This is a genomic window from Streptomyces spiralis (assembly GCF_014654675.1).
In the GTDB taxonomy this organism is placed as follows: domain Bacteria; phylum Actinomycetota; class Actinomycetes; order Streptomycetales; family Streptomycetaceae; genus Streptomyces; species Streptomyces spiralis.
In genome coordinates, this window is sequence record NZ_BNBC01000076.1 from 17942 (window position 1) to 28754 (window position 10813).

Here is a 10813-nt window from a genome sequence, read left to right on the forward strand (position 1 = left end):
GCTCGCCGGAAGCTGAGCACGTACGACAAGTACGAGGCGCACGTCCGGCTGTACCTCGTGCCCATGCTTGGCGCCAAGCGGCTCGAATCTCTCAGCGTTCCCGACGTACGCCGGTTCCTCGTACGCTTGGAGCAGGAGACGACAGCGGCAACGGCCAAAGAGTCGCACCGAGTTCTGCGGTCGGCGCTGTCCTCGGCCTGCCGCGAGGAGATGATCACGCGGAACGTCGCCAAGCTCGTCGAGCCTCCCCGCACCGACAACCGCGAGCTGAAGCCCTGGAGCCTGGACGAGACGCTCGACTTCCTGGCCGCCTCACGTAAGGACCCGCTCTACGCGGCTTTCGTGCTCGCCATCGCCATGGGCCTGCGCCGGGGCGAGATCGTCGGTCTCCGCTGGTCGGACCTCGACCTCGACAACCGAGTCCTCTACGTCCGCCAGCAGACACAGCGCCGTCGTGGCGTCCTCTACGACGACGACCCCAAGAGCCGTCGTCGCCGTGCCGTCCCGCTGCCCGCGTTGTGCATCGCGCCCCTGCGCTGGCACCGGATGCGGCAGGCGGCGGCTCGGGCGAAAGCGGGGGAGACCTGGCAGGAGTCCGCCTATGTCTTCACCACCCGCACCGGCCGCCCGGTCGAGCCGCGCAACCTGTACCGCTCCTTCACCCGCATCGCCCAGTCCGCCGGCCTCCGCGTGATCCGGCTGCACGACGCCCGCCACGGCACCGCGACCCTCCTCACGGCGGCCGGGGTCGCGCCCCGCGTCGTGATGGAGATCCTTGGGCATAGCCAGATCAGCATCACCATGGACGTCTACACCCACGTCGTCCAGGACACACAGCGCGAGGCCATGAGCCACATGGATCGGCTGCTGCGGAAGCGCCCCGGTCGTCAGTGACCGCCCGCGTTGATGTCAAAAGTGGATGTCAAAGGCCCCGGACCATGATCGGTCCGGGGCCTTTGCGCTGGTGCCCCCGGCAGGATTCGAACCTGCGACACCCGCTTTAGGAGAGCGGTGCTCTATCCCCTGAGCTACGAAGGCGGGGATCTCCGTGAGATCCGCGACTAGCGTAGCGGATGAGGGGTGCGGCGGGGGAAGGTGCCGGTTCGGGGCTGGTCAGGTCGGGGGTACGCGGGTGAAGCGGGAGGCCGTGTGGAGGTCTGCTTCTATGCGGGTGGCCGTTTCGCGCAGGGGCGGGAGGAGGAGGGTGACGCACTCCGTAGGGGTGTGGCGGGCCGCGTGGGTGGCGATGTCGGCCGCGGCGACCGTGCGGCCCGCGCGGTCGCGGATCGGGACGGCGATCGCGCGCAGGCCCGCTTCCAGTTCCGAGTCGACCAGGGAGTAGGGGTGGGCTGACGCCTCGCCCGGCGTGTCCGGTGGGCTTGTCAGGAGGGCTCGGCCCAGGGCCGTGGCGTGGGCCGGGAGGCGGGTGCCGACCGTGATGTCCACGCTCATGATGCGGGTCGTGGCCGCTCGGGCCGTGTACTGGATCTCCTCGGCGGAGGGGGTCAGGACCGCGAGGGACGCCGACTCGTGGACCTCGGCCGCCAGGTCGTCCAGGTGAGGCTGGGCGATGCGGGAGAGCGAGGTGCGGGACAGGGGAGGGAAGCCCAGGGAGAGGACCCGGGGGGTGAGGGTGAAGGTGTGGGTGTCCGGTGAGTGCCTCACCAGGCCCAGGTGCTCGTAGGTGATCAGCGCTCTGCGTGCCGTCGCCCTCGCCAGGCCCGTCGCCTTCGCCGCCTCCGTCAGGGTCAGCGCCGGTCTGTCCTCGCCGAAGGCCGTCAGGACCGTCAGTCCGCGGGCCAGGGATTCCACGAACTCCCTGCCCAGTTCCTGTTTCGACGCCGCCGTCCAGGTCGCCAGGTCCGAGGGGGCCGGCGTGGCCTGCGGGGGTGGCGGCTCCCGGAGGTCGCGTTCCATCGCCGCCACCGTTTCCCGCAGGCGCGGCAGCAGGGTCGTACGCAGGTCGTCCGCCGAGTGGCGGCTGGTGTGGCTCACCACGCTCGCCACGCAGGCGATCCGGCCCGTCGCCGGGTCCCGCACCGGGACCGAGACCGCCACCAGGCCCGGCTCGATCAACTGGTCGTCCAGCGACCAGCCGTCCCGCGCCGCGCGCGCGGTCCGCTCGGCGAAGTCGTCCGGATCCGTGTGCCGCCTCGGCGGGATCGCCGGGAAGCCCGTGTCCTTCGGGTCCCTCGCGCGGCGCTCCCGCCAGCTCCGCCACTCCTCCCGCGTCCACTCCGTCGCGAACAGCGGGCCGGGAGCGGTGCGTTCGGCCGGAAGCAGATCGCCGATGCGGAAGCTCAGGGACATCGCGCGGCGACGGGTCGCCTGGTGGATGAAACGGATGCCGTCCCGGTCGCCGACCGCCAGCGACACCGACTCGTCCAGTTCGTCGGCGAGGGCGTCGGCGCGCGCGTCGAGCAGGGCGGGCAGGCGGAGGGCGGACAGATAGGCGTTGCCCAGTTCCATCAGGCGCGGGGTGAGAACGACGTCCCTGCCGTCGCGGCCCTCCAGGCGTACGTATCCCATGTGGGCGAGCGTCGCCGTGATGCGGTCCACCGTGGAGCGGGCCAGGCCCGTGGCGCGCTCCAGGCCGCTCGGGCTCAGCGTTCCGCCGGCCTCCGTCAGCCGTCGTAGCACCGCGACTCCCCGTATCAGCGGCGTGACCGCCTCGGCGGGGGCGGCCGCTTGGGGTTCCGGCGCCGCGGTCCCTTGAGGGGCCGGCGTCGTGTGCGCGGGTGCGGGCATCGGTTCGGTCGGTTCTCCGGTACGGCGGTGGCAGGACGCCTACGGTAGTCCCGGCGGGTGCCTGCGGTGGTTCCGCGGGTGTCCGCGGTGGTTCCGGCAGGGTGTCTGCGGTGGTTCCGGCAGGGTGTCTGTGGTTCCTGCGGGTGCCTACGAGTCCTCTCGGACGCTTACGGCAGTAGCGCTCACGGCCGTCCCGGCGGGGCCGTCACTGCCGGGTCACCCGTATCTGGTAGTTCCCCTTCAGGTCCGCCGCGGCCACGTCGATGCGGATCCCGGCCTTGGGGTCCTTGAAGGTCTGGCCGGGGGCGAAGGGGGCGTCGGAGAGTTCGGCGTGGACGTTGGGGCTGCTGGTGCAGCCGCCGGAGTGTCGGTGCGCGTCGTAGACGGTGATGGGGCCGTGGCCGGTGTCGACGTCCGCGTCGACCTTGTAGATCAGGACGCCCGGCCGGCACACCGCCTCGTCGTTGCCCTCGTGCGTACGCAGTTCGATGGCGTAGACCGTGCCTCCGTCGAGGGGTACGAAGACCAGCTTGGGGCCGCCCGGGCGCTCCAGCGGGGTCAGGGTGTACTCGGCCGTGCCCCGTTTCGCCGCGCAGCTCACCTGGGTCGCGTCCAGCCAGCCCAGTTTCCACTTGTGCCAGCCGAGCAGGTCGTTGTTGGCGCCCCAGTCCTCGCTCATGATGTCCCAGTGGCCGACCGCGCCGCCGCCCTCCTGTGTGTAGAGGTCGGGCAGGCCGAAGACGTGGCCGTTCTCGTGGGGGAGGACACGGAAGCCGGTGTGGTCGTAGGAGCCGGAGCCGTCGTCCTGGCGGGAGTAGACGAAGGAGGCGTTCGATATGGGTATCCCGTCGGCGGACGGGGCCTCGGTGTTGCCGGCGAAGGTCACCGACAGCACGGTGTCCAGGGCGGAGGGGCCGGCGTTGGGGGTCATCAGCACGTTGAGCAGGTCGTAGTCCCGGAAGTTCACCGTCGGGTCGGCCGCCGCCACGATGTCCTTGATGAGTTCGCGGTAGCCGGGGTCGAAGGGGGCGCCGCGTTCTATGCCGTACGCCTTGAAGGGCTTGGGCATGCGCAGCCACCGGGGTATCGGGGTCTCGGGACGGTAGTCGAGGCGGCCGTAGGAGGCGGTGCGGAACCACTCCTGGGTCTGCGGGAAGAACTCGCGGAAGCGGTCGAGCGCACTGCCCTCGCCGTGGGCGTCCGAGAAGTCGATCATCACGGTCAGGGCGTGTACGACGCCGGTGGAGCGGGCGTAGCCGCGGGCCGTCGGCACGCCCTCCGTCATCTGTACGGTCGTGGGGCCACTGATCATGCAGGGGGCGAGGGCGGGCGTGAAGGCCAGGGAGCCCGCCCCGGGGCCGGTCGCCCGGGCATCCGCCGTGAGGTGGGCGGTGCCCGCCGAGGTACTGACCGCGAAGGTCAGTACGGTGACGGACGCGAGGGCGACGGCACGGCGCTTGCGTATCCGACGGCGGGGCGGTGGCGGCTGCATGCATGGACCTCTCGCTCCAGGCAGCCACCGGTTCGCTCAAGGCAGCCACCGGTCTCCGGCTGCACCCTTTCGCTCACCCTGTGTCACGAGGGCGGCGGGCGCGCGCTGGAGCGGTCCGGTCGTGGGACGGGCGGCCCGGTCATGGGGTGGGCCGTCGTCCCGCCATGGGGTGGGTCCTCCGGTCATGGGGGGTCCTACGGTCATGGGGTGGGTCGTCCGGGCGCGGGCATGGGCAGGGGTCGGGGGGCTCTCGGCGAGCTGTGACGCAGGTCACACGAAATCTCTTCGAGGGCGGGAAATAACCGGGGACCTCTTCCCCGTTTAGACCTGTGTCCGCGCGAAACGGGGAAGACGTCCCCGGATCGCCGAACCGACCGACCCGAGGAGTACGCCGTGCAGGCCGCGACGACCGCGAACCCCGTAGCGCGCAAGGTGACCAGGCCCCGCGCCGACGCCCTGCGCAACCGGGAGCGCATCGTCAGCGCCGCCCGCGAGATGTTCGTCGAGCACGGGCCCGAGGTGCCACTCGACGAGATCGCACGCCGGGCCGGCGTCGGCAACGCCACGTTGTACCGCAACTTCCCGGACCGCGACGCCCTCGTCCGCGAGGTCGTCTGCTGCGTCATGGACCGTACGGCCCTCGCAGCCGAGCAGGCGCTCGCGGAGACCGGCGACGCCTTCGAGGCCCTGTCGCGCTTCGTGCACGCCTCCGCCGACGAGCGGATCAGCGCGCTGTGCCCGATGGTCTCCAGCACCTTCGACAAGCACCACCCCGACCTGGAAGCCGCGCGCGAACGGGTCGAACGCCTCATCGAGGAGGTCATGGACCGGGCCAGGACGGCCGGGCAACTGCGCCCGGACGTGGGCGTCGGTGACCTGATGGTCGCCGTGGCCCAGCTCAGCAGGCCGCCGGCCGGCACCCCCTGTTTCAGCCTCGACCGCTTCGTACACCGTCATCTGCAGCTGTTCCTGGACGGGCTGCGGGCCCCGGCCCGATCCGTCCTGCCGGGTACGGCCACGACCCTGGAGGATCTCCGCCAGGCCTGAGATCGGGGCCGTACGGCCGATGAGTTCAGCGCCGTAGCCCGGTCACCACTCGCAACCGACCTTCTGCCAACGGCCTCCTGCCAACGACTTTCCGTCAACCGACTTTCCGTCAACCGACTCTCCGTCAACGGCTTTCCGTCAACGACTTTCCGATACCGAGTCTTCGGCCGTCCATGAGGGCGGGCCGTCACCTCACGTCACCCTTTTTCCGTCCCGAAGTCCCGAAGTGGGTACCCCCATGTCTCAAACAGCCGCAAAGGCTCCCGGCGTCCTGGAGAAGTCCGGCGACGCCAACCGCTGGAAAGCGCTCGTCTTCATCGCGCTCGCCCAGCTGATGGTCGTCCTCGACGCGACCATCGTGAACATCGCCCTGCCCTCCGCCCAGAGTGACCTGGGCATCTCCGACGGCAACCGGCAGTGGGTCGTCACCGCCTACGCCCTCGCCTTCGGCGGACTGCTGCTCTTCGGCGGCCGCATCGCCGACCTGTGGGGCCGCAAGCGCGCCTTCGTCATCGGTCTGACCGGTTTCGCCGCGGCCTCCGCGCTCGGCGGCGCGGCCACGAGCGGCGCCATGATGTTCGGCGCCCGTGCCCTGCAGGGCGTCTTCGGCGCCATGCTCGCGCCCGCCGCGCTCTCCCTGCTCGCCGTGATGTTCACGGACGCCAAGGAGCGCGCCAAGGCGTTCGGCATCTACGGTGCGATCGCCGGTGGCGGCGGCGCTGTGGGCTTCATCCTCGGCGGCCTGCTCACCGAGTACCTGGACTGGCGCTGGACGTTCTTCGTCAACATCCCGTTCGCCATCGTCGCCGCGCTCGGCGCGTACTTCGTCATCCGTGAGCCGGAGGGCGGCCGCAACCGCAACCCGCTCGACATCCCCGGCGTCGTGCTCTCCAGCGTCGGCCTGATCGCGCTCGTCTACGGCTTCACCCGCGCCGAGTCCGACGGCTGGGGCGACTCGACGACGATCGGCCTGTTCATCGCCTCCGTGGTGTTCCTGCTGGCCTTCGTCATCACCGAGGCCAGGGTCAAGGCCCCGCTGCTGCCCCTGCGCGTGATCACCGACCGCAACCGCGGCGGCATCTACCTCTCCCTCGGCATCGCCGTCATCGCGATGTTCGGCACGTTCCTGTTCCTGACCTACTACCTGCAGGTCATCAACGGCTACTCGCCGATCAAGACGGGCTTCGCCTTCCTGCCGATGATCGCGGGCATGATGGTCGGCTCCACCCAGATCGGCGCCCGGCTGATGACCCGAGTCCCGGCCCGGGCGCTGATGGGCCCCGGCTTCCTGGTCGCCGCCGTCGGCATGCTGCTGATGACGCAGCTGGAGATCGGCTCGTCGTACGCCTCGACGATCCTGCCCGCGATGCTGCTGCTGGGTCTCGGCATGGGTACGGCGTTCATGCCGGCCATGTCCCTGGCCACCCTGGGCGTCGAGCCCCGGGACGCCGGTGTCGCCTCCGCGATGGTCAACACCTCGCAGCAGGTGGGCGGTGCGATCGGTACGGCCCTGCTGAACACGATCGCCGCGTCCGCGACGACGGCGTACATCAAGGACCACATCGCGGGCGCGACCTCCAAGTCGCAGGCGCAGCTGGTCCAGATGCAGGGCGCGGTGCACGGCTACACCAACGCGATCTGGATCGCGGTCGGCATGCTGGTGCTCGCCGCCGTGATCGTCGTGGCCCTGGTCAACGCCGGCAGCCCCGGCTCGACCGTCGTGGCCGGCTCCGAGGAGGACGCCGAGGACGAGGTGGCCGTCCCGGTGATCGCCCACTGACGAACGGCCGTACCCCTTCGGAACCACCGTTGCGCGAGGAGGAAGGGGACGCCTCCCGCGTACGGCACCAGGACCTGCCCTGGCCTGCTGAGTGAGCGGCTCAGCGGAGCCAGGGCAGGTCCGCACCCGCTTCGTTCGGCTGAAGTCCCTCGGCGACGATCTGCATGATCTCGCCGAGGGACTTCTGCTGTTCGGGGGTCAGCCGGGCGAACAGCGCCTGGCGTACGGCGTCCACATGGCCCGGCGCGGTGCGTCGCAGCACTTCCCGGCCCTCGTCGGTCAGCACGGCGAACTGGCCGCGCTTGTCGGAGGGGCAGTCCTCGCGGCGCACCCAGCCGTTCTTCTCCAGCCGGGCGACGGCGTGGGAGAGACGGGAGCGGGTGATCTTGGCGTGCATGGCCAGCTCGGTCATCCGAAGGCGGCGGCGCGGGGACTCGGCGAGCTTGACGAGCAAGCCGTAGTAGATGTGCGGCATGCCCGCGTCGCGCTGCAGCTGCCGGTCGAGGTGGTCCTCGAGGAGGGTGGTGGCGTGCAGGTAGGCACGCCAGACGCGCTGTTCGTCGGCCGTGAGCCAGCGAGGAGCGGCGGGGGCGGGCTGCTCGGGGGCCGACGCGGGGGTGGAGCCGGAGGAAGGTGCCGTGTTCATGTATTTACTCTACGGGGTGTTCCTTGAACCTTGAACTATCTCGGCGTATGCTTCCAAGAAAGCTTTAGAGTTCAAGCAAGTCGACGAGTTCACCGAGTTCAGCAAGCTCGGCAAGTTCGAGCGAGTTCGAGCAACTGCCGCAGGGAGTCACCGCCATGTCCGCCAACGCCCGCGAGCGCATGCCCGCCCTCTACCTCAGCCATGGCGCCCCGCCGCTCGCGGACGACGCCGTCTGGCCCGGCCAGCTCGCCGCCTGGTCCGCCGAGCTGCCCCGCCCCAGGGCGATCCTCGTGGTCTCCGCCCACTGGGAGGAGGCCCCGCTCGCCCTCGGCGCCACCGAGACGGTCCCCCTGGTCTACGACTTCTGGGGCTTCCCCGAGCGCTACTACCAGGTGACGTACGCCGCCCCCGGCGCCCCCGAGCTCGCCGAGAGCGTGCGCAAACTGCTGCGCGCCCCGGGCACGCCGGTGCAGGACGTGCCGGACCGCGGCCTGGACCACGGCGCCTACGTCCCGCTCGTCGAGATGTTCCCCGACGCCGACATCCCCGTCCTCCAGGTGTCCATGCCGACCCTCGATCCCGTGCGGCTCATGGACATCGGGCGCAGGCTCGCGCCGCTGCGCGACGAGGGTGTGCTGATCGTCGGCTCCGGCTTCTTCACCCACAACCTGGCCGCGCTGCGCCATGCCGGCAAGGGGGTGCCGAGCTGGTCCTCGGAGTTCGACGACTGGGGCCGGCGCGCCCTGGAGGCACGCGACTGGGACGCGCTGCTGGACTTCCTCGACAAGGCCCCGGCGGGCCGCTACGCCCACCCGCGCACCGAGCACTTCGCCCCGCTGTTCGTGACCATGGGCGCGGCGGAGGCCGGGGGAGAGCTGGACGCGCAGAAGTCGGTGATCGACGGCTTCTGGATGGGAATGGCCAAGCGGTCGGTTCAGTTCGGCTGAGAAGCCCTCTCGCCGCTGCTCCACGTGCCGCGATCCGCGGGGTGGCTGAAACATACGCGCCCGAGCCGCGTACAACCATGGTGTGGAGGGTCTGGGAATCTCCTGAGAGTCCGGGTTTGCGGCAACCTTCCGCCGCTACGGGCCGTCCATCAGGGTGGAGGGCGCTCGAAGGCGACGCTCTCCGCGGCGAGCGGCGAGCGGCGAGTGGGCACGTGCGGGCGCGTGGACGCGGTGGACACCGTCAGACGCGGTGGACACCGTAATCGGGGCGTGGGCTGCGGCGATCGTGCCGCGGACTGCGGCATCCGTGTGACGGGCGCCCCATGCACGGGCGGATCAGTGGGCCCACCGGGGCCTGAGGGGATCTCCTGGATCCAGCCCTGACCTGGGGTTCCGCACAAGCCGGCGAGACGCTCGGCGCGTTGTGGCGCCGCAGGGTACTGCATGATCAGAAAAATTGGGGGGCGGGTTGGGAATTCTGTCCGGTTTCAAGTCGTTGTTCCCATCGGATGCAGGGCACCCGAGGAGAGTTCCGAAGGCAGTCCCGAGCGTCCGGACCACCCGCTGACCCACCATCGCAAGGGAGCACGCATGGCAACCCGTGCCGTCGCCCGTCGTCAGTCCGCCACCGGCGAGACGGCCGACGCGGCAAGCAGTGTTCGCGCCCACGGCGGCGAGATCGCCGACCGCGACCTGGTCGGCATGTACCTCGACGAGATCGCGCGTACACCGCTGCTCGACGCCGCCAAGGAGGTCGAGCTGTCCCAGGTCATCGAGGCGGGTGTGTTCGCGCGGCAGATCCTCGACGGGTACGAGGAGTCCGAGGCGGATGCCACCCGTGAGGAGCTCGAGGCCCTGGTGGCCGAGGGAGAGCGGGCCAAGGACGTCTTCATCCGTTCCAACCTGCGTCTGGTCGTCGCGGTGGCCCGTCGCTATCCGCGCAGCGGCCTGCCGCTCCTGGACCTGATCCAGGAGGGGAACGCGGGTCTGGTGCGCGCGGTGGAGAAGTTCGACTACCGCAAGGGCTTCAAGTTCTCGACGTACGCCACCTGGTGGATACGCCAGGCGATCACGCGCTCGATCGCGGACCAGTCCCGCACGATCCGGCTCCCCGTCCACCTCGTGGAGGAGCTGGGCCGCATCCGCCGTGTCCAGCGCGAGTTCAACCGGGAGCACGGCCGCGACCCGGAGCCCGCGGAGATCGCCGCGGAGCTGGGCGCGACGCCGGAGCGCATCTCGGACGTGCTCGACTGGGCCCGTGACCCGGTCTCGCTGAACATGTCGGTGGACGACGAGGGCGAGACCCAGTTCGGTGACCTCCTGGAGGACACCTCCGCGGTGTCGCCCGAGCAGTCGGTGATGACCCTGCTGCGCAGCGAGGAGCTCGACGACCTGATCGGCCGCCTCGACCAGCGCACGGCGTCCATCATCAAGATGCGGTACGGCATCGAGGACGGCCGTGAGCGCACGCTGACCGAGGTCGGCAAGGAGCACGGCCTGACCCGCGAGCGCATCCGCCAGATCGAGAAGCACGCGCTGCTCGAGCTGAAGAAGCTGGCTCGCGACACGGGCTTCGACGCCGCGGCGTGACGACGGCCGGGCATGACGACGGCCCGGCATGGTGCCGGGCCGGCGTGACGACGGTCCGGCGTGGTGGCGCGGTGGCATGAACCGGTGGACACCGCGAGCGGCGTGCGGCGTGCGGCAGGTGAAGTGACGGACGGCTGTGATGTGGGGATGGGCGTGCGACGGGGCGTTCGCCGTCGGCGGGCGTGACCGCGTACGCCCGGTGGCGAAAGACAGCGCAAACATGGCTGTGTACCGTCGCTTCAACGGGATGCGCCCCGGGAAAAACCCTCCCGAGCACAGCAGTTCGGTCGCGACACGGCCTTACGGCCGGCGGCACCCGCGACTGAACGTCATGCCCGTCCGAACGTCCTGAACGGTTTGAACGCGGTGTGAACGTCCGGCATGCTCGGCACGTTCAGACCGATGAGACCTGACACACGAGCCACGTCCCGACGCACTCCCCCCCCCCGGCGCCGGGACCTTCCGCGAGCCGGGCTCCGGCGCCCTCCCCCCCCCGTTACCTTTTTCGTGGCTCCGCAATGGGGCCTCCGGCCTTCGGGTCCGGCATGACTTCCCCCTCCTGT

At 70.4% G+C, this 10813-nt stretch carries 8 protein-coding genes and 1 tRNA gene; 5 read left to right on the top strand and 4 right to left on the bottom strand.

What is annotated here, in order from left to right; genetic code table 11:
• The coding region (locus tag IE318_RS41835) for a tyrosine-type recombinase/integrase (RefSeq protein ID WP_229904131.1) at positions 1-894 on the top strand (894 nt) is incomplete at its 5' end.
• A 68-nt stretch (positions 895-962) separates the two neighbouring features.
• On the opposite strand, the gene IE318_RS41840 is transcribed toward IE318_RS41835, so the two are convergent.
• From IE318_RS41840 to IE318_RS41850, 3 genes are all read right to left on the bottom strand, one after another.
• A tRNA-Arg gene (locus IE318_RS41840) sits at positions 963-1038 on the bottom strand.
• A gap of 75 nt (positions 1039-1113) precedes the next feature.
• Positions 1114-2748: an IclR family transcriptional regulator domain-containing protein gene (locus tag IE318_RS41845; protein ID WP_189908099.1), complete on the bottom strand. Its 1635-nt coding sequence runs from the start codon at positions 2746-2748 to the stop codon at positions 1114-1116.
• A gap of 205 nt (positions 2749-2953) precedes the next feature.
• A complete protein-coding gene (locus IE318_RS41850; protein ID WP_189908100.1) occupies positions 2954-4240 on the bottom strand; it encodes a M6 family metalloprotease domain-containing protein in 1287 nt (428 codons plus the stop codon).
• A gap of 393 nt (positions 4241-4633) precedes the next feature.
• On the opposite strand from IE318_RS41850, the gene IE318_RS41855 reads away from it, so the two are divergent.
• Together IE318_RS41855 and IE318_RS41860 are read left to right on the top strand one after the other, a co-directional pair.
• Positions 4634-5287: a TetR/AcrR family transcriptional regulator gene (locus IE318_RS41855; protein WP_189908101.1), complete on the top strand. Its 654-nt coding sequence runs from the start codon at positions 4634-4636 to the stop codon at positions 5285-5287.
• Between the two features lie 238 nt (positions 5288-5525).
• Positions 5526-7067: an MFS transporter gene (locus IE318_RS41860; protein ID WP_189908102.1), complete on the top strand. Its 1542-nt coding sequence runs from the start codon at positions 5526-5528 to the stop codon at positions 7065-7067.
• 100 nt (positions 7068-7167) lie between these two features.
• Here the strand turns inward: IE318_RS41860 and IE318_RS41865 are convergent, their stop codons facing one another.
• A complete protein-coding gene (locus IE318_RS41865) occupies positions 7168-7713 on the bottom strand; it encodes a MarR family winged helix-turn-helix transcriptional regulator (protein ID WP_189908103.1) in 546 nt (181 codons plus the stop codon).
• Between the two features lie 155 nt (positions 7714-7868).
• On the opposite strand from IE318_RS41865, the gene IE318_RS41870 reads away from it, so the two are divergent.
• A complete protein-coding gene (locus IE318_RS41870; RefSeq protein WP_030165322.1) occupies positions 7869-8660 on the top strand; it encodes a dioxygenase family protein in 792 nt (263 codons plus the stop codon).
• 591 nt (positions 8661-9251) lie between these two features.
• Positions 9252-10250, top strand: a complete 999-nt coding sequence (locus IE318_RS41875; protein WP_030165325.1) for a sigma-70 family RNA polymerase sigma factor — start codon at positions 9252-9254, stop codon at positions 10248-10250.
• Positions 10251-10813 lie beyond the last annotated feature (563 nt).

Excerpts from the sequence above, each read along its gene's own strand:
- IE318_RS41845 (WP_189908099.1), bottom strand. The coding sequence starts at position 2,748 with ATGCCCGCACCCGCGCACACGACGCCGGCCCCTCAAGGGACCGCGGCG.
- IE318_RS41850 (WP_189908100.1), bottom strand. The coding sequence starts at position 4,240 with ATGCAGCCGCCACCGCCCCGCCGTCGGATACGCAAGCGCCGTGCCGTC.
- IE318_RS41860 (WP_189908102.1), top strand. The coding sequence starts at position 5,526 with ATGTCTCAAACAGCCGCAAAGGCTCCCGGCGTCCTGGAGAAGTCCGGC.
- IE318_RS41865 (WP_189908103.1), bottom strand. The coding sequence starts at position 7,713 with ATGAACACGGCACCTTCCTCCGGCTCCACCCCCGCGTCGGCCCCCGAG.
- IE318_RS41870 (WP_030165322.1), top strand. The coding sequence starts at position 7,869 with ATGTCCGCCAACGCCCGCGAGCGCATGCCCGCCCTCTACCTCAGCCAT.
- IE318_RS41875 (WP_030165325.1), top strand. The coding sequence starts at position 9,252 with ATGGCAACCCGTGCCGTCGCCCGTCGTCAGTCCGCCACCGGCGAGACG.